This is a genomic window from Streptomyces sp. NPDC059256 (assembly GCF_042753785.1).
Taxonomy (GTDB): domain Bacteria; phylum Actinomycetota; class Actinomycetes; order Streptomycetales; family Streptomycetaceae; genus Streptomyces.
In genome coordinates, this window is the sequence record NZ_JBHYZO010000002.1 from 724,927 (window position 1) to 743,524 (window position 18,598).

Here is an 18,598-nt window from a genome sequence, read left to right on the forward strand (position 1 = left end):
CGACAGAACGACGAGGAAAGCGCCCCAGGACAGACAGGATGGTGATGTCGAGCGCCGTCGGGACGTCCGTAGGCTCGCCGGCATGACCGCTCAAGCCCACCCCGCTGATCCCCAGGCCGGCGCCGCCGTGAAGGCCGCAGACCGTGCGCACGTCTTCCACTCGTGGTCCGCCCAGGGGCTGATCGATCCGCTCGCCGTCGCCGGCGCCGAGGGTTCGTACTTCTGGGACTACGAGGGCAAGCGCTACCTCGACTTCACCAGCGGCCTCGTCTACACCAACATCGGGTACCAGCACCCGAAGGTCGTGGCCGCCATCCAGGAGCAGGCGGGCAAGCTGTCCACCTTCGCGCCCGCCTTCGCGGTGGAGTCGCGCTCGGAGGCCGCCCGGCTCATCGCCGAGCGCACCCCCGGCGATCTGGACAAGATCTTCTTCACCAACGGCGGCGCCGAGGCGATCGAGAACGCCATCCGGATGTCCCGGCTGCACACCGGACGCCCCAAGGTGCTCTCCGCCTACCGCTCGTACCACGGCGGCACCACGACCGCGATCAACGTCACCGGCGACCCGCGGCGTTGGGCGTCCGACAACGGCACCTCCGGAGTGGTCCACTTCTGGGCGCCGTTCCTCTACCGCTCGCCCTTCTACTCGACCACCGAGGCGGAAGAGGCACAGCGCGCCCTCCAGCACCTGGAGGACACCATCGCCTTCGAGGGTCCGGGAACGATCGCCGCGATCGTCCTGGAGACCGTCCCGGGCACCGCGGGCATCATGGTCCCCCCGCCCGGCTACCTCCCGGGCGTACGCGAGATCTGTGACCGGTACGGGATCGTCCTCATCCTCGACGAGGTCATGGCTGGCTTCGGCCGCACCGGCAAGTGGTTCGCGTCCGAGCACTTCGACGTCGTCCCCGACCTGCTGACCTTCGCCAAGGGCGTCAACTCCGGCTATGTGCCGCTCGGCGGGGTGGCGATCTCCGAGAAGATCGCGGCCACCTTCGAGACCCGTGCCTACCCCGGCGGACTCACCTACTCCGGTCACCCGCTGGCCTGCGCCGCGGCCGTCGCCACCATCCAGGTCATGGAGGACGAGAAGGTCATCGAGCACGCGGCCCGCATCGGCGAGACCGTACTCGGCCCGGGGCTGCGCGAACTTGCCGAGCGCCACCCGAGCGTGGGCGAGGTCCGCGGTACGGGCGTGTTCTGGGCCCTCGACCTCGTACGGGACCGCTCGACCCGCGAACCGCTGGTGCCCTACAACGCCACCGGCGAGGCGAACGCCCCGATGGCCGCCTTCGCCGCCGCGTGCAAGGCCCAGGGTCTCTGGCCGTTCGTCAACATGAACCGCACCCACACCGTGCCGCCGTGCAACGTCAGCGAGGCGGAGGCCAAGGAGGGCCTGGCGATCCTCGACGCGGCGCTCACCGTCGCCGACGGGTACACCGTCGAAGGCTGACCCCCGCGACACAGCCCCGTGACACAGCCGAAGGGCGGGCCCGGAATCCGGGCCCGCCCTTCGCGCATGAGCGGCTATCCGTGCTGTGCCGACGCCCCGGTCCTCGGGTGTACGTGGAGGGACCAGTACCCCTCCCCTTCCACGGTCAGGAACAGCGGCCCCGCACTGAGCGGGACGGTCTGTGAGAAGGGGCCGACCGCCCGGCTGAGCAGCGGTTCCGGATAGTCGTCGTACTCGTCCTCGGTGGGGAACAGCGGTCTCGTCTTGACGGTGATGTCGTCGTGCCGGGACTCGCTGCCCCAGAACCGCACATCGAGGTTCGCGGACGGCCCCAGATACGCGAACACCTCATTGCCGCGCCCTTCGACGGCGAGAGAGCCCAAGCGCCGTATCGCCGAGAGCGGATGGATCACCACGGTCCAGTTCTCGCTGCCCTCGACCAGCAGGAGCAGCCGCCCTTCGGTGGGGACACGGGCGATCGCCCGACCGCGGAAGTCGGTGAGGCTGGTGTTGAAGTACATGTCGTCCGGCTCATGGCGGGCGGTCAGCGAGTGCACCGAGAAGTAGCCGTCCCCCTCGTTCCGCGCCTCGATCAGGGCCGGCCCGGGCGGCAAGGGGGCGTCGACGGCGAAGGTCAGCGTGCCGTGCCCGCGCTGGGTGAACGGCGTGAACCCGGGGAGCCCGCTGAACGGATCGGGTACGGGGGCAACCGGAGGCGCCGGCGGTTGGTACGCGGGCTGCGGATGCGACGGCGGCTGCGCATACGGATACGGGTACGGCAGCGGTGCGGGGGGCTGCTGATCTGCTCCCGGGGGAGCGGGGTGCCGGTACCTGGCCGGGGCGAGCTGCGGCGTGAAGGGGGCCGGAGCCCCCGGCTGGGGGTGGAAGGGACCCGGCACCGCCGGCTGCTGACCCGCGGCGGGAGCAGCCGGGACTTGGAAGGCGGGGGCGGGTGCGGAAGGGGTGGGAGCAGCCGGGACCTGGAACGCGGGTGCGGAAGGGGTGGGAAAGGCGCCGGGGGCGGGCTGGGGAGCGGGCTGACTGGGCGCTTGCTGTGCGGTCGACGGCTGCGCCACCACGATCCCGAAGTCCGTGGCGAGGCCCGCAAGTCCGGAGGCGTAACCCTGGCCCACCGCCCGGAACTTCCACACCCCGTTTCGCCGATAGAACTCGCCGAGCACGAAGGCCGTCTCCGTGGTCGCGTCCGTCACCGCGAAGTGCATCACGACGGCGCCGTCCGGCCCGATCGCCTGCACGAACAACCCGGGCACCGAGCCGAAGACACCACCGTCGCAGGAGGCCGAGATCACCACGCGCTGGATGACGGGCTCCACCGACGGGAGATCCAACTCCAGCCACTCGGCGCGCTGCCCGACACCCTCCGCGGTCCCCACGTGCCGTACCGAACCCGACGGGTGCTGCGGCTGGTTGTAGAACACCAGGTCAGCATCGCCCCGTACCTTGCCCGTCGCGTCGAGCAACAGGGCGGAGGCGTCCACCGCGGGGACGCCGGGCGCCGTACTCCGGCCCACTGCCACCCGTAGTCGAGACGTGGGGACGGGCACATTGGCGCCTTTGATGATCTGGGTCATGGGGCACATGCTGACAAACGGCCTCGGTGAAGTCGATGGGGAAGCCGCGTGAAGTGCCATCACGCGGGGACTCCGATGTGCGTGATGCGAATGCGGAGGGCGCGGCGGTCGCCACATCAGTCAGAACGGCACGGCTCCACTCCTCTTCGACGGCGATCGGATGGGTGGGCCGTTGTGTGATTTCACGGACATGACGATCTCCACGAGTGCTACACAGGGGAGTTCTGGACGCTGTTGTACGAGGAGCCACCTGTGACATCCGCCCCCGAACCCACCCTTGAGCCCGGTGCATGGAACCGCGAGCTTGCGAACGCCTTCGAGGTGCTCCTGGGCAAGCCCCTCGACGCGTACCCCGCGACGGCCGAGTACGCGCTCTTCACCTGGAACGACGAGATGTCGTACCTGATGTACGAGGACCTCCTCAGCGGTGCGGTCGATATGAGCGTCGATGAGCCCGATGAGTCCGGCGAACCCGATGAGTCCGGCGAACCGGATGAACTGGTCGACGAGGGTGAACACGGCTCTGAGCAGCCGCAGTTCGACTGGGACCTCTGGCCGACGGACCACGAACGGTCGGTCTGGCTGATCGACGAGGGCGCACCGGGTGCGGACGGAGCTCTCGGCGAAGCGATCCACACGGCGTTGAGGGCCGTCTCGGTCGCGCACGACTCCCGGCGGGCCGTGTTCGGCGCGGACCTCGCCCGCGTGCTCGCCGTGCACGGCCTCCCACCGGGCGAGGTCGATCCTGACGATGCCGTGGGCATGGTGCAGTGGCTCCAGCGGGTCCGTACGGGCGGCACGCTGTTCGACGCGATGCGCGCCGCGACGTGGACCACAGGTGGCCCCGGAGCCCTCGTCCCGTTCGAAAGGGAGGCCGAGGTCGAGCCGGCGATGGAGCAAGCCCTGCGCCGGGTCTCCCACCCCCGACTGCGCGATCACCTCAGGATGCTCTGTCTGACGGCACACTGGGCCCGCTCCGACGGCGGGTACTACCTCGGTCCGGGCGAGTGCCCGAACGACCTGCGCTGGATCGCCGAGCAGCCGGGCCATGAAGTGGTGGCCGGTTGGGAGTTCGGCGAGGGGCAGGCGTCCTCGGCGGTGTTCAAGATCAAGTAGGGGTCGTCCGGTCGACCCGGGCCCGGGTCCCGCCCGCACGGTTGACCGAGGTGGGGCCAGGGCGGGGTAGGGCGGGGTCAGGTGCAGGTCAGGGAGCGGGCTCCACCTCCAGGAAGCGCCGTCGGCGTGGGCCCCGGTACAGCAGCGCCTCCCAACCCGCCTTCACCAGCGCGTCCGTGCACCGTCCGAGCTCCGACTCCTCCTCCTGCGCCGCGCCGCTCCCGCTCGGTCCCAGCCAGTCCACGCACACCGTGCCGGGCCCGTCGCCCGACCGCACGCGGTATCCGGTGGCCACTCGCGTACCGTCGGCATCGACCGCGGACGGTGGGAGACCGGCCGCCTCCAGTGCCAGCGCCACGGCGCGTACCGTCTGGGTCAGCTCCCAGGCCGCGGGAGCCGTCCCCGTCAGCCGTCGGATCTGTAGCAGTCCCGCGAACGCCTGACGTACGTCCGCGGCCCGCTCGGCACCCTCCGTCAGCCCCGGGGGGCCGTCTCCCGTTGCCGCTTCGAACACTCCCTCTGCCACCTGTACCTCACCTGTCTCGTACCGACTGGCTTATCGTGTCCGGGACCCCCGCGAAGGAGAAGCCATCGATGCCCAGCCCCGGCAGCACTTCCGTCACCCGGAGCACGCTGCGGCAACAGATCGCGGACGCGCTGCGTGACGAGGTGCTGGCCGGGCGCCTGCTGCCCGGGCAGGAGTTCACGGTCAAGCAGATCGCCGAACAGTACGGGGTCTCCGCCACTCCGGTACGAGAGGCCCTGGTCGACCTCTCCGCTCAGGGGCTGCTCGACTCGGACCAGCACCGGGGATTCAAGGTCCACCAGTTCTCCATCGCCGACTACCGCAACATGGTCGACGCCCGGGCCCTGGTGATGGAAGGCGTCATCCGCCACGCCGAACGCAACGGCCGCACCCGGGTGCGGCCCAAGTCGGTGCTGCCGGTCCGGCGTCGGGCCGAGGAGGCCGCCCGCGCGGCCCGGTGCGGCGATCTGGACATCCACATCGGATACGACCTGCGGTTCTGGTCCGAACTCGGCTCCATCACGGCCAACTGCTACATCTCAGGGTTTCTGCACCAACTGCGCGTACAGGGATGGGTGTTCGCCGTTCCCCATCTTCGGCGGGACACCTGCCGGCGCGAGTGGTTGTGGAGCGGACACGAGGATCTGATCGACGCTGTGACGCTCGGCGATATGACCGCGGCACGCGCGACCATCAGCGGGTACAACGAGCAGGCGCTCACCTGGGCCGATAGGTTGGAACGGTGAGCGCGGAGACCGATCGCGCGGAAACCCAACGCGCGGAGCCTGATCGCCCAGAGCTCGCTCGCGCAGAGACCCAGCCCTCACAGCCGGACCGCCCAGAGTCCCAACACCCACAGCCGGACCGCGCAGAGACCCAGCACCCACAGCCGGACCGCGCAGAGACTCAGCCCCCGTCCGGCGGTCCGTCCTCCGACAATGTGTCCCACGGTCCTTCCGACGACGCGCCCCACGGTCCGTCCGACGCTCCGGACGGGCCGGACCAGGACGAACAGGCACCCGAAGACCCGCCCCCCGCGCCCGACGACCGAACCGAAGCGGCCTTCGCCTCGCCCCTCGTCGACCAGTTCGGCGAAGGAGGCGGTGTGCAATTGAGCATCGTCGTCCCCGCCTACAACGAGGAGGTCCGACTCCGCCCCACCCTGGACGCCATCTGCGCCCACCTCAAGGCCGACGCGGACCGCTGGGGGGAGTGGGAAGTGATCGTCGTCGACGACGGCTCCACCGACGCCACCGCGACGATCGCCCGCGAAGCCGCCGCCAGCGAGCCCCGTATCCATCTGCTCTCCGCGGTGAACGGCGCGAACCGGGGCAAGGGCGATGCCCTGCGCCGAGGCGTGCTCGCCTCCTACGGACGCCAGGTCCTGGTCACGGACGCCGACCTCGCCACCCCCATCGCCGAACTGGACGACCTGGCCGATGAACTCGCGGCCCACGACATCACGGCCGCGATCGGCTCCCGCGCCCATCCCGATTCCCAGATAGACGTACACCAGTGGCGGGTCCGCGAATGGCTCGGCCGCATGGGCAACGGGCTGATACGGGCGGTCGCTGTTCCCGGCATCCATGACACCCAATGCGGATTCAAACTCTTCGACGGAGACAAAGCCCGCGCCGCATTCGCTGATTCACAGCTGAACGGGTGGGGCATCGACGTCGAAATACTGAGATTCTTCCGGCGTGCCGGGTGGCCGGTCGTGGAAGTCCCGGTGCGCTGGTCGCACCAATCCGGTTCCAAACTCAAACCACTGGACTACGGCAGGGTCCTCCTTGAACTCCTGCGACTGCGCACCCGCTCTCTGCATCGCATCGACCTGCTGATCGCCACCCTCTTTCTCCTGGCGTCCTTCCTTCTCTATTCGGAACTCTGGCAGGACCTCGACCGCGGATATCTCAGGGACGCCGGCCAGGACCAGAACCAGTGGGAGTGGTTCTTCAGGGTCACGGCCGACAATGTGGTCCATCTCAAGAACCCTCTGTTCACCACGCTCCAGGGATATCCCGAGGGCGTGAACCTCATGGCGAACACCGTGATGCTCGGCCTCTCGGTGCCCCTCACCCCGGTCACCCTCCTGTGCGGCCCCGAGGTCACCTGGGCGCTGGTGCTGACCTTCGGACTCGCCATGACCGCGGTGTGCTGGTTCTGGCTGATGGTCCGTCGGCTGGGGGTGGGGCGCTGGGCTGCGGCCGTCGGCGCCGCCTTCGCCGCCTTCGCACCGCCGATGATCTCCCATGGCAACGCGCACCCCAATTTCCTCGTCCTCTTTATGATCCCCGTGATCATCGACCGCGCCCTGAGGCTGTGCGAAGGCCGTGCACCCGTACGCGACGGAGTGCTCCTTGGCCTCTTCGCGACCTATCAGATATTCCTCGGCGAAGAGCCGCTGCTACTGGCGGCCATGGGAATGCTGTTCTTCGCACTCGCCTATGCGATCGTGCGTCCGGAAAAGGCGAAGACCGCCTGGCGACCGTTGCTCCATGGAATCCTCATCGGCCTCGCGGTCTGCCTTCCCCTCGTCGCCTTTCCGCTGGCCTGGCAATTCTTCGGCCCCCAGAGCTATACGCACGTCATGCACGGCGCCGACACCCACAACAGCCCCCGTGCCTTCTTTGAATTCGCCGGCCGCTCACTCCTCGGTAGCGATGAGACCGCCGATCCCCTGGCGATGAACCGCACCGAACAGAACGCCTTCTACGGCTGGCCGGTCCTCCTGTTGGCCACGGGAATCGTCGTTCTGCTCCGGCGCGAGGCACGGGTGAAGGCCCTCGCCCTGACCGCCCTCACGGCCGCCTTCTTCTCCCTCGGGGTCAAGGTCCGCATCCCCCACACCGACATCGTGTTCACCGGCCCTTGGCGACTGCTCGCGAACATGCCGCTCCTTGAGTCGGTGATCGAGTCCCGGACGGCGATGATCTGCGCACCCGTACTGGGCATGCTGCTGGCCATCGCGGTCCATCGGCTCACCCTCGGATGGACATCGAAGTCCCGTCGGCCGGCACTGCGCATCGCCGGCTGTCTCGCCGTCGCAGCCGCCGTGCTCCCGGTGGTCCCCACGCCCTACCCGGTACGGGAGCGGGCCGAGGTCCCCGAATTCATCACGGCGGGCATGTACCGGCCGTACCTCGCTCCGGGGGAGTCGATGGTGGTCGTACCGCTGCCCTACCCCGGGAACGCCGAAGCCCTGCGCTGGCAGTCGTCCACCGGACTCGACTTCTCCTTGGCCGGCGGCTACTTCAACGGACCCTGGGGACCTGATCGCATCGGCATCTACGGCTCCACTCCGCGTCACACCTCGAACCTGCTCTACGAGGTGCGCGACACGGGAGTCGTACCGGAGATCGGGCCGGCCGGCCGGGCTCAGGCGCAACTCGACCTGAAGGCGTGGCGGGCGGGTCTGGTGGTCCTGCCGCCGGAGTACCACGAGGAGGCGCTGTACCGCACGGTGTCGGCGCTGGTGGGGCGGCCGGGGGAGAAGATCGCCGGGGTGTGGGTGTGGGACGTGGGAAAACCGCGCGGGGCCCGATGGTGATTTCCGCGCCAGCCGGGTACGAGGCTGGGAAGGCGGCCTTCGCACAACGTATCCCTGGCACTACTCTTCTCTGACCGTCGGGCGCGCCGCGCCCCAACCCGCTGGAGAGCGAGCCTTCCTTGGCCTGTGACCTGTGGCTGGTCCCCCTCGTCGACGTGCTGTGCCACAGCCCCGACAACCCCTTCGCGGAAGAGATCGCCTCCTACGACAAGGCGCTGACCACCGCCGGGCTACCGACGGTCCCCGTCTTCGCCTATATGCCCGGGCTGTCCGGCGATGTGGCCCCCGTCGCGGGTTTCGACTACGACGCCCTGCACTTCCTGCGCCGCGCCTATCTGCTCCAACTGTGCGGACTTGCCGTGACCCCCGTGGACGAACTGGGCGGGGACTACGAACAGTTGCTGGAGATGTTCGAGGCGACCGCGCAGGGCTCGCACCTGGTCTGGCACTACGACCACGCCGGCGCCTACGTCCCCGTCGACTTCACGGCACCGCTGTTCAACGACGAGTTGCTCGCGGGAGGCGGACCGCTGGGCTCGACCCAGGGGCTGCTGAGGGAACTGGAGTTCGTCGCGCCGGCGATCGGGATCGACCCAGCCAACCCTCCGGCACCACCGGTGCCGCCCGAGCGCCCGACGACGCTGGAGGAGCCGGCAGGGCCCATAGCCCCAGACGACGGACCGTTCTCCAGGGAACGTCACGTCTGGTTGGGCCTGCATGCGGCGGCCATTCGCAGTCTGGGACAGGGTTCCATGATCGTGTTCAGCTGACCGGAGCGGCCCGGCCGGACGCCCCGGTGAGGGCGCTCGGCGAACGCTCCACACGAAAGACCCCGGGCGCCTTCGGCGGATTCATGAGCCCGGGGTCCTCGCTGTTCATCGGGGGCAGGCTGCTGGGGCAGGCTGCGCGTCGGCCGTCGGACAACGTCCTAGCGCGGAGTCTCCGGGGGGCGCTGCCGCGGCATGTTGGGGCGCGTTCCCGGTGGGAGCATCGCCCGACTCCCCGGCGTTCCGCCCTCCAGCGGACGCGATGCCCCGGTCGGCGACAGCGGAAGCGCCTGGAGCAGCAGCGGCGCCGGCGCCCCCGCGAACTCCCGCATCCAGTCCGCGGTCTCCGCCTGCACCAGTTCCGTCACGTCCTCCGAGAAGCTGCGCAGGACCCCGAGACAGCGTTCTGCGGCCTCACTCGCCGTGCCCTCCGTCGGCCCGAGGACCTCGCGCACGCTCTCGGAGGCCCAGTCGAACTGGAGCCGTTGGAGGCGTCGCTGCACCGCCTGCGCGGTCGCCACATTGCGCATCCAGCCCGAGGTGACCCCGAAGTAGCGGTCGCAGGCCAGACATGCGGCACCCAGCAGCAGCGAGAGATAGCCCCAGCCGGCCGCCCCCGCCACCATGCCGGTGAGGTCCAGCAGCGGCAGCGTGGCCCCGGTGGCGACCCCGAGGGCGGCACCCGCACGCAGCATGCGTCCGGTACGCCTCTTCCACACCCGGTCGGCCAGGTACCACTCCGTCGTCCGCAGCGCACCCGCCTCCACCCACCGGTACAACTCGTCCAGCCGTTCCGCGGGCTCTCCCCAGTCGCCGAGCGGAAAGGGCCTCCCGGCCAGATCTCCGCGCGCTACCTCGCCGCGCTCCTCCCGGGCCGGCCCCCCGGGCTGCATCTCCGGCTGGCTCACCGGGGCACTCCTCTGTGACTATTTGGCCATGACCGCTACCGAGTGCGATTTCGCGCTACTCTGAGTCATTTGGCGTTATGAAATATGTACGAACGTGCCCGATCTATGCAGCGCACGTTCTGGTGTGCATGTCTTTCCTACCGCCAAATGGTGGGCACTGGGGCGGAAATCCCAGTATTTCCGACCATGTATACGTCGTGATCAGGTAGAGGACCCGCAGGATACTCACACGAAAGAGTTGTCGTCTCTGCGTGCAGCGAGCCGCGCGGTGACCACGTAGGCTCGGCGTACGAACACCGTTGTCGAAGCGCCAGGAGTGACCCGTGATCCCCGGTGGTGGTCAGCCCAACATGCAGCAGATCCTCCAGCAGGCCCAGAAGATGCAGCAGGATCTCGCTCGGGCCGAGGAAGAGCTCGCGCAGGCCGAGGTCGACGGCCAGGCCGGTGGCGGTCTGGTGAAGGCGACCGTCAATGGCTCCGGCGAACTGCGTGCCCTGGTCATTGATCCGAAGGCCGTGGACCCCGAGGACACCGAAACGCTGGCCGATCTGGTGATCGCCGCCGTCCAGGCCGCGAACGACAACGCGCAGACGCTCCGGCAGCAGAAGCTCGGCCCGCTGACGCAGGGCCTCGGCGGAATGCCGGGACTTCCCTTCTGACGGGGCGTGTGAGCAACTAGCGTACGTACGAACCGTAGAAGCACGGCAACCGAAGGAACCGGAAGAGGCAATCCGTTGTACGAAGGCGTGGTTCAGGACCTCATCGACGAACTGGGCAGGCTGCCCGGCGTCGGTCCCAAGAGCGCGCAGCGGATCGCCTTCCACATCCTCCAGGCCGAGCCGACGGACGTACGACGTCTCGCGCATGCGCTGCTGGAAGTGAAGGACAAGGTCCGCTTCTGTGCGGTCTGCGGGAACGTCGCTCAGCAGGAACAGTGCAACATCTGCCGCGATCCGCGCCGGGACCTCTCCGTCATCTGTGTGGTGGAGGAGTCCAAGGACGTCGTGGCGGTCGAGCGGACCCGGGAATTCAGGGGTCGCTACCACGTTCTTGGCGGGGCCATCAGCCCCATCGAGGGGGTGGGCCCCGATGACCTGCGCATCCGCGAGTTGCTCACGCGTCTCGCCGATGGTGCGGTCACCGAGCTGATCTTGGCCACCGATCCCAATTTGGAGGGTGAGGCGACCGCTACCTATCTGGCTCGAATGATCAAGCCGATGGGTTTGAAGGTCACTCGGCTGGCCAGTGGTCTGCCTGTGGGGGGAGACTTGGAATACGCCGACGAGGTCACGCTAGGGCGTGCCTTCGAGGGGAGACGACTTCTCGATGTCTGATGCCATGCTGCACGCGGTGAATCAGGACCCCGCGGATTTCGCGGTCCAGATCGCGGACTCCATCGAGTCCTTCATCGTCGCGACCACGGAAGTCGCCAAGGGCGACGAGCCCGACAGCGCCGTACCGTTCCTGCTGCTGGAGGTCTCGCAACTTCTGCTCACGGGCGGCCGACTGGGCGCGCACGAGGACATCGTCCCGGACGAGCGCTACGAGCCGGACACCGGCCCGGAACCGGACTTCGACGAACTGCGCGAGCGGTTCGCAGTCCTGCTCGACCCGGTTGACGTGTTCTCCGAGGTCTTCGACCCGTACGAGCCGCGCAAGGCCCCCGTGGCCTTCCGGATCTCGGACAACCTCGCGGACATCGTGACCGACCTCCGCCATGGGCTGGCCCACTACCGAGCGGGTCGCACCAGCGAGGCGCTGTGGTGGTGGCAGTTCTCGTACTTCTCCAACTGGGGGCCGACCGCTTCCGCGACCCTGCGCGCCCTTCAGTCGCTGGTCTCGCACGTCCGCCTCGACCAGCCGCTCCAGGCGCTGGACGGGCTGGACACCGACGAGGACGTGGCCGAGGACGCACTGGCGGAGGAAGCCGGCAGGGTGATGGCCGAGGAGATCGCCCTACCGCTGGGTCTGCGGACCACCTGATCCGCGCTGAGCGCCCTGCTCGACCGTCGTCGAGGCCGCCGGACCGCCGTCGAGGCGGACCGACCGTCCGTCGAGGTGGTCGAGCAGCGTTCGCCTTCCTCTGGTGCGGGTGTGCGTGCTGTGAGCCGCCGCACATCTCCGCGTAGGTTCCTGATGGCCGGGGCAAGAGTCGTCCAGAGCGACCGTGATCACTTGCTGAGCGGGGCATCTCACCATGTGACTGCCCCGAGACGCGTCACGGCCGCTCGTTAGACTGAGCCGACCGCAGCACCCGGCTGTGGTGGACATACCGAGCGAGGAGCGCACGTGGGCCTTGTCGTGCAGAAGTACGGCGGCTCCTCCGTTGCCGATGCCGAGGGCATCAAGCGCGTCGCCAAGCGGATCGTGGACGCCAAGAAGAACGGCCACCAAGTGGTCGTCGTGGTGTCGGCGATGGGTGACACGACGGACGAGTTGATCGATCTCGCGGGGCAGGTCTCCCCGATCCCTGCCGGGCGCGAGTTCGACATGCTGCTGACCGCAGGAGAGCGCATCTCCATGGCACTGCTGGCCATGGCGATCAAAAACCTGGGACACGAAGCCCAGTCCTTCACGGGCAGCCAGGCTGGCGTCATCACCGACTCGGTCCACAACAAAGCGCGCATCATCGATGTGACGCCGGGCCGGATCCGTACCGCGCTGGACGAGGGCAACATCGCCATCGTCGCCGGATTCCAGGGTGTGTCCCAGGACAAGAAGGACATCACCACCCTTGGACGCGGTGGTTCCGACACCACGGCCGTGGCGCTCGCCGCCGCGCTGGAGGCCGAGGTCTGCGAGATCTACACGGATGTGGACGGCGTCTTCACCGCCGACCCGCGCGTGGTCCCCAAGGCTCGGAAGATCGATTGGATCTCCTCCGAGGACATGCTGGAGTTGGCCTCGTCCGGCTCCAAGGTGCTACTGCACCGCTGCGTCGAGTACGCACGTCGATACAACATCCCGATCCACGTCCGCTCGTCCTTCTCCGGGCTGCGCGGCACTTGGGTCAGCAACGAGCCGCAGGGAGACCAGCAGGTGGAGCACGCCATCATCTCGGGAGTCGCCCACGACGTCTCCGAAGCGAAGGTCACCGTCGTCGGAGTGCCGGATAAGCCCGGCGAGGCCGCGGCCATCTTCCGCACCATCGCGGACGCCGAGATCAACATCGACATGGTCGTCCAGAACGTCTCGGCGGCCACCACGGCCCTCACCGACATCTCCTTCACCCTGCCCAAGACGGACGGGGCCAAGGCCATCGACGCCCTGGAGAAGGCGAAGGCGTCCATCGGCTTCGACTCACTGCGCTACGACGACCAGATCGGGAAGATCTCGCTGGTCGGCGCGGGGATGAAGACCAACCCCGGAGTCACCGCCTCCTTCTTCGAGGCGCTCTCGGACGCAGGTGTCAACATCGAACTCATCTCGACCTCTGAGATCCGCATCTCGGTCGTGACGCGCGCCGACGATGTGAACGAGGCCGTGCGCGCCGTACACAGCGCCTTCGGTCTCGACAGCGACTCGGAGGCCGTCGTCTACGGCGGCACCGGGCGATGACCGGTCACCGGGGCGATGGCCGGTAAGCCGACCCTCGCGGTCGTCGGAGCAACCGGCGCCGTCGGTGCGGTCATGCTCCAGATCCTCTCGCAGCACAAGGACATCTGGGGCGAAATCCGTCTCGTATCCTCTTCGCGCACGGCCGGTCGAACACTGGTCGTGCGCGGGGAGGAGTGCGAGGTCATCGCGCTCGACGAGGCAGCGCTCACCGATGTGGCGGTGGCGCTCTTCCTGGTGCCGGCGGACGTGTCCGCGCATTGGGCGCCGATCGCCGCCGCCAAGGGCGCTGTGGTGGTGGACAGTTCCGCGGCCTTCCGTCTTGACGACGATGTGCCCCTGGTCGTGCCCGAGATCAACCCCCATGCCGTACGGGTCCGCCCGCGCGGCATCGTCGCCAGCCCGCACGACACGACCCTTGCCCTGTTGCCGACGGTGGGGGCGCTGCACGCCGAGTTCGGGCTCAGGGAACTGGTCGTCTCCTCCTACCAGGCGGCCAGTGGCGCCGGGCGAGAAGCCGTGTCCACACTGCGAGACCAGTTGTCCCTGGTGGCGGGTACCGATTTGGGGATGCGGCCGGGCGATGTGCGTCGGGCCGTCGGCGAGGACGCCGACCCCTTCGCCGCACCCCTGGCCCTCAATGTGGTGCCGTGGTCCGGCACGCTCCAGGACGGTGGCTGGTCCTCCGAAGAACTGGGCCTGCGGGCGGAGACCCGCAAGATCCTCGGGCTGCCCGGCCTGCGGGTGGCCGCGACCTTCGTCAGGGTGCCTGTCGTCACCACCCACTCCTTGGCCGTGCACGCGCGCTTCGAGAACGAGGTCACGGTCGCGCGGGCGCACGAGATCCTGGACACCTCGCCCGGCGTGGTGCTGTGTGACGACCCGGCCGCAGGGGACTTCCCCACCCCCGCCGATGTGGTGGGCACGGACCCGACCTGGGTCGGTCGCGTACGTCGATCGCCGGACGACCCCTGCGCGTTGGACCTCTTCGTCTGTGGTGACAACCTCCGCAAGGGCGCGGCGCTGAACTCCGTGCAGATAGCCGAGGCCATCGCCGCGGACCTGCCGTACTGAGCCTGCCGATCCCTCGGTGATCTCGTCTCGCCGCTCGTCCGGTCCGCTGTCTGTCTGCCTGCCTATCTGTCTGCCTGCCCGACCTTCCTGCCGGTCGCAGCACGGTCCTGCGGGGAGCGGATGATGATCAAATTCCCTGGTCACCCTGGACAAAAGCCCACCTGGCGTTTGTAGGATCAACCCACAGCTATGAGTGACCTGTGCGGAACTTGAAGGTCTGTACCATTTGGTCCGGACTGGGGGATGCCTCAGAATTCGCTGCCCCGGTCTGCAACCAGCGGCCGGACGAGGGCGTCTTTGCGGTCACCTCTATACGGTGCTGCGGAGAATGGGGCATTGGGGAAGAGCGAGTACGCATGAAGTCTGCAGGGACACCGCCAAAAGCGGTGGCGTACGCGTACAACCCTCACGGGGGGAAGCGTGTCCAACATACGTGGCAGAGGTACTCGACATCCCAGGGGTGGTCCAGGTCCGCGGCGCTTCCATGCGCCTGGTCCAGGGCGGTTCAACGACCCCCGTCCGCGGCGCTGCTGTGCGTCCGGTTCGCAAGCCCCGTACACGGGCGCCCGGCGGCATGCCGGTGATCGCACCCATGCCCACCCCCCGTACCACCCGGCTGCCCTCGCAGCGCGAGGGTGCTGACGAACAGATGGCCGCTGGTACGACCGTCGACCACCTCACCGAGACCTACCGGGCCCACTACCGGTCGCTCCTCGGCCTCGCAGCGCTCCTGCTGGATGACACGGCCTCCTGCGAGGACGTCGTACAAGAGGCGTTCATCCGTGTGCACTCGGCCCGCAATCGGGTACGGGACCCTGACAAGACCCTCGCCTATCTGCGGCAGACGGTGGTCAACCTCTCGCGATCGGCCCTGCGTCGGCGCATCCTCGGGTTGAAGCTGCTGTCCAAGCCGATGCCGGACATGGCGAGCGCGGAGGAAGGGGCGTACGACCAACTGGAGCGGGACGCCCTGATCAAGGCGATGCGCGGACTCCAGCGCCGTCAGCGGGAGGTCCTCGTGCTGCGGTACTTCGCGGACATGACGGAAGCGCAGGTCGCCGAGACGCTGGGCATATCCCTCGGGTCGGTGAAGGCGTACGGCTCACGGGGCATCGCGGCGTTGCGCGTCGCCATGGAGGCCACGGCATGAGCAGTGACAGGGAAAACACCGAGCGGGGCCGGCCGGACGGGCCGTTGGACGACCGGACTGGAAACGGAATTGTGAACAACGGGCCGGATATCGAGCCGAGCGGCCACGAAGATCGTGAACGCCGGGACATCGCGCGCACCGACGATGCCGATGGCGCCGCGGACGCAGGTGCCGGCGAGGGCGGCGAGGCTCAGGGCGGGCAGGACCGCGCGAGCTCCGTCGACCACGGCGAAGGCGACACCACGGATGAGCCGAGCGATCCAGGGGGTGCGGGCGGTCAGGCTGGTCCCCTGGGGAAGCCCGGGGCTGATCCCGTCGGAAAGCCCGGTGCTGTGGACGACGCCGACGCCACTGCCGGTGGTACCGCCCAGCCGACGGCTTCGGGCGACGGCCGGATCGACGGTGAAGCTGCTGGTGAGGAGCCCGCGTCGAGCAACGCGGGTGGGTCTGGTGGGCTGGCCGCGCTGGCCGCTCTGGTCGGACCGGGTGCATCGAGCGACCCCGGTGCGCATGCAGGCGCGGACGGCGGTGCGGGCGCGGACGGCGGGTCCGGTACGGGAGCGGCTCGCTTCGGCGACGGCGGCCCGGGGGACGACGAAGAAGCGATCCGCCACCTCCTCCAGGGAGTCGTCCAGGACCTCAACCCTTCGGCCGGTGCGCTCGACCATCTGCGCAGGGCCGTACCCGCCCGACGGGCCCGCAAGCGGCAGGCATTGGTCGGAGCGGCTGCCGCCGTCGTCCTGATGGGCACAGCCGTTCCTGCGTTCGTCCATGTCGCAGGCTCGGAAGGCGGCGACAACGCCCGACCGATCAATGCCGGACACGGTCAGACCGCCCATGGCGGAACCGAGTCCGTGACGGGTGAACCGGAAGGCGACAAGGCCACGACCGGCGGCCCCACCGTCGGCAGCTCGGGCACGCCCCAGGGCACCGGCAGCCCGTCTCCGTCCCGTGGTTCCACCCCGGGGAAGGACGCCAGCAGCGACGGCGCAACCGGCTCCCCGGAGCGGAGTCCGGAAGAGGTTCCGGACGGCGTCCCGGTCTGCGCCGCGGACCAGTTGCAATTCACCTCGGCCCAGGCGACCGGTCCGGACGCCGAGGGCAAGGTCTACGGCTCGTTCAAGGTCGCCAACACCTCCACCGTCAGCTGTGCGGTCGAGGGGCCGGGTCAGATCGGCTTCCAGGCGATGGGCGCCGCCGACCAAGGGAAGATCAAGGTCGTGGACCACACGGCCGGAGACGCGGCGACCGGCCTTCCCGACCCCTCGCAGGAGTCGTCCTCCCTGCTGCTGAAGCCGGAGGGGGGGTACGAGGTGAAGTTCGCCTGGGTGCCGAGCGAGTCCTGTCCGACGGGTCCCACGACCCCGACGGATCCGCCGACCTCGCAGGAGCCTTCCCCGGGGACGGGCGGTGGCCAGGGCTCTGTCCCGGACAACACGGAGACCCAACTCCTCACCACGGAGAACGTCCCGCAGGATGGCAGCATCTCGGTGAGCCACACGGCAGAGCCGGGGGGCCCGAGCACGGACACCACCATCGCCAACGCCTGCTCCGGCACCCTCTACCGCACGGGCATGCTGGGCTAGGAGCGAGCCGGCCCGGTGGGCTCGCGGGTCTTCGCCGGCTGTCCGGCTGTCTGCCCGCTGACCGGCGGGGTTGACCGGGGCGGCGGTGCATCCCCGCTGCGTTCTCGGCCCATGCGCCGCGCGTCGGTTCCTGAAATGCGGGCGCCGAGATGGCTGATGGGCGTTCCGGCGTGGCGCTGCGGCGCGATGATTCGTGCGGATGCAGCGCAGGGCGAGCGGGGTCGTGGGCGTGGGTTCGCGGAGCGAGTTGGCGTTGCGGCTGCGAGGCGCCTCGTTGAGCCGGCCCGGACGTTTGCCCTGCTCGCCTTGCCGCCCGGGTTGCTGGGTTGCTGGGCGGTTGAGCGGGTGCCGCGGCTTCGTTGCTCAGGGGGCTTGAGCCGGTCCAGCCGGTGCATGGCACGACTCGGGCACTGAGCCGGCCCTAGACGGTTGGCGCCGCCGCGAGGATGAGCACTCTTCGCCGTCTAGAGCGGATGGGTCTCCAAGCCGAGCCGCCTGTCGCGTACCGTCTCCGCCTCGCGTCGCACCAGACGGAACCACATGAACAACACGAACGCGGCGAAGACGAACCACTCCCCGGTGTACCCCAGGTTCTGGAACGCCTTCAGGTCCAGCCCACTGCCTTCGGGGATGGACGCAGGCACTGCCACCAATCCCGCATCAGCCTTCGTCAGCGTGACCCATGCGTCATGGACGTCATCCGGCACCAGGTTGACCAGCGATGCCGCACTGATCATCCCCAGCTGACCGCTGGGCAGCCCGCCCCCCGTGTGCACCCCGTCGGTGCCCGCGTTCTCATTGGCCTGGAGAGCGCCGACCACCGTGACCACACCGTCCGGCACTGCGGGCGCCGGCGCACCCTTGGCCAGCCACCCCCGTACGACGGGAAGGGTCCGGCCACCGTCCGTCTTGAGGAGGGTCAGGACATAGGAGCCGCTCTTTCCGTCCACGGTCCGGTCGGGTACGAGGAACTGCTCCCCGTACACACCGGTGGCGCGCGCCTGTCGGCCCGAGGTCTCCTTGTCGACGGGAAGCAGCTCGTCCAACGGCTCGACGGCCATCTCGCCGGGAGCGGGCGCGTCCTGCGCATCCCGATGGGTCTCGACCCGGTCCTCGAACTTCCCGAGCTGCCAGGAACCCATGAAGATGCAGAAGGGGATCGCCAGCACGACGAAAACGTTGATGCCCCACCAGCGGGGCGTCAGCAGGAACCGGTACACGCCCCCACCGTACGGAATGAGACTCCCGGCCCGTGTGCCGCCCCCCTCTCCGAGGGTCGTTCTGCCCCGCCGAGGCTTCCTGCCGTCGGCCAGCGCTCCGG

The 18,598-nt window shown here is 68.9% G+C and carries 17 protein-coding genes; 12 read left to right on the forward strand and 5 right to left on the reverse strand.

What is annotated here, in order from left to right:
* The first annotated feature begins 82 nt into the window (after positions 1 to 82).
* On the forward strand, positions 83 to 1,453 hold the full coding sequence (locus ACFXJL_RS07655; RefSeq protein WP_358876677.1) for an aspartate aminotransferase family protein: 1,371 nt from the start codon (positions 83 to 85) through the stop codon (positions 1,451 to 1,453).
* Positions 1,454 to 1,527: 74 nt separating this feature from the next.
* Here the strand turns inward: ACFXJL_RS07655 and ACFXJL_RS07660 are convergent, their stop codons facing one another.
* Positions 1,528 to 3,045, reverse strand: a complete 1,518-nt coding sequence (locus ACFXJL_RS07660; protein WP_384690179.1) for a TerD family protein — start codon at positions 3,043 to 3,045, stop codon at positions 1,528 to 1,530.
* A 252-nt stretch (positions 3,046 to 3,297) separates the two neighbouring features.
* Here ACFXJL_RS07660 and ACFXJL_RS07665 point away from each other — a divergent pair, with 252 nt between their 5' ends.
* On the forward strand, positions 3,298 to 4,161 hold the full coding sequence (locus ACFXJL_RS07665; RefSeq protein WP_384690181.1) for a hypothetical protein: 864 nt from the start codon (positions 3,298 to 3,300) through the stop codon (positions 4,159 to 4,161).
* Positions 4,162 to 4,249: 88 nt separating this feature from the next.
* On the opposite strand, the gene ACFXJL_RS07670 is transcribed toward ACFXJL_RS07665, so the two are convergent.
* Positions 4,250 to 4,687, reverse strand: coding sequence for a hypothetical protein (locus ACFXJL_RS07670; protein WP_384636012.1), 438 nt, complete (start codon positions 4,685 to 4,687; stop codon positions 4,250 to 4,252).
* Between the two features lie 68 nt (positions 4,688 to 4,755).
* On the opposite strand from ACFXJL_RS07670, the gene ACFXJL_RS07675 reads away from it, so the two are divergent.
* Positions 4,756 to 5,433, forward strand: a complete 678-nt coding sequence (locus tag ACFXJL_RS07675; protein WP_329021620.1) for a GntR family transcriptional regulator — start codon at positions 4,756 to 4,758, stop codon at positions 5,431 to 5,433.
* A 77-nt stretch (positions 5,434 to 5,510) separates the two neighbouring features.
* On the opposite strand, the gene ACFXJL_RS07680 is transcribed toward ACFXJL_RS07675, so the two are convergent.
* Positions 5,511 to 5,798 (reverse strand): hypothetical protein, encoded by a 288-nt coding sequence (locus ACFXJL_RS07680; RefSeq protein ID WP_384690186.1) that lies wholly within the window; start codon positions 5,796 to 5,798, stop codon positions 5,511 to 5,513.
* Between ACFXJL_RS07680 and ACFXJL_RS07685 the strand changes: the two genes are divergently transcribed.
* Positions 5,793 to 8,237: a dolichyl-phosphate beta-glucosyltransferase gene (locus ACFXJL_RS07685; RefSeq protein WP_384690189.1), complete on the forward strand. Its 2,445-nt coding sequence runs from the start codon at positions 5,793 to 5,795 to the stop codon at positions 8,235 to 8,237. The two genes, ACFXJL_RS07680 and ACFXJL_RS07685, sit on opposite strands and share 6 nt — an antisense overlap.
* 119 nt (positions 8,238 to 8,356) lie before the next feature.
* Positions 8,357 to 9,007, forward strand: a complete 651-nt coding sequence (locus tag ACFXJL_RS07690) for a hypothetical protein (RefSeq protein ID WP_329021621.1) — start codon at positions 8,357 to 8,359, stop codon at positions 9,005 to 9,007.
* 158 nt (positions 9,008 to 9,165) lie between these two features.
* Here ACFXJL_RS07690 and ACFXJL_RS07695 read toward each other — a convergent pair whose 3' ends face one another.
* Positions 9,166 to 9,912 (reverse strand): SLATT domain-containing protein, encoded by a 747-nt coding sequence (locus ACFXJL_RS07695; protein ID WP_358876673.1) that lies wholly within the window; start codon positions 9,910 to 9,912, stop codon positions 9,166 to 9,168.
* Between the two features lie 323 nt (positions 9,913 to 10,235).
* On the opposite strand from ACFXJL_RS07695, the gene ACFXJL_RS07700 reads away from it, so the two are divergent.
* The 7 genes from ACFXJL_RS07700 (at position 10,236) to ACFXJL_RS07730 (ending at position 17,277) form a co-directional block, all read left to right on the forward strand.
* Positions 10,236 to 10,571 (forward strand): YbaB/EbfC family nucleoid-associated protein, encoded by a 336-nt coding sequence (locus ACFXJL_RS07700; protein WP_358876672.1) that lies wholly within the window; start codon positions 10,236 to 10,238, stop codon positions 10,569 to 10,571.
* Between the two features lie 75 nt (positions 10,572 to 10,646).
* On the forward strand, positions 10,647 to 11,246 hold the full coding sequence (gene recR / locus ACFXJL_RS07705; RefSeq protein WP_329021625.1) for a recombination mediator RecR: 600 nt from the start codon (positions 10,647 to 10,649) through the stop codon (positions 11,244 to 11,246).
* Entirely contained in the window at positions 11,239 to 11,895 is a 657-nt protein-coding gene (locus ACFXJL_RS07710; RefSeq protein WP_358876671.1) for a DUF5063 domain-containing protein, read from the forward strand. Before recR ends, ACFXJL_RS07710 begins: the two co-directional genes overlap by 8 nt.
* 306 nt (positions 11,896 to 12,201) lie before the next feature.
* The gene (locus ACFXJL_RS07715) at positions 12,202 to 13,470 is read left to right on the forward strand and encodes an aspartate kinase (RefSeq protein WP_358876670.1); all 1,269 of its coding nucleotides are present in this window, start codon (positions 12,202 to 12,204) and stop codon (positions 13,468 to 13,470) included.
* Positions 13,471 to 13,485: 15 nt separating this feature from the next.
* A complete protein-coding gene (locus ACFXJL_RS07720) occupies positions 13,486 to 14,541 on the forward strand; it encodes an aspartate-semialdehyde dehydrogenase (RefSeq protein WP_384636021.1) in 1,056 nt (351 codons plus the stop codon).
* Positions 14,542 to 15,115: 574 nt separating this feature from the next.
* Positions 15,116 to 15,691, forward strand: a complete 576-nt coding sequence (locus tag ACFXJL_RS07725; RefSeq protein ID WP_329027673.1) for a SigE family RNA polymerase sigma factor — start codon at positions 15,116 to 15,118, stop codon at positions 15,689 to 15,691.
* Positions 15,688 to 17,277, forward strand: coding sequence for a hypothetical protein (locus ACFXJL_RS07730; RefSeq protein WP_384690196.1), 1,590 nt, complete (start codon positions 15,688 to 15,690; stop codon positions 17,275 to 17,277). The genes ACFXJL_RS07725 and ACFXJL_RS07730 overlap by 4 nt, the downstream gene beginning before the upstream one ends.
* Positions 17,278 to 17,741: 464 nt before the next feature.
* On the opposite strand, the gene ACFXJL_RS07735 is transcribed toward ACFXJL_RS07730, so the two are convergent.
* Positions 17,742 to 18,497: an SURF1 family protein gene (locus tag ACFXJL_RS07735; protein WP_358876667.1), complete on the reverse strand. Its 756-nt coding sequence runs from the start codon at positions 18,495 to 18,497 to the stop codon at positions 17,742 to 17,744.
* Positions 18,498 to 18,598 lie beyond the last annotated feature (101 nt).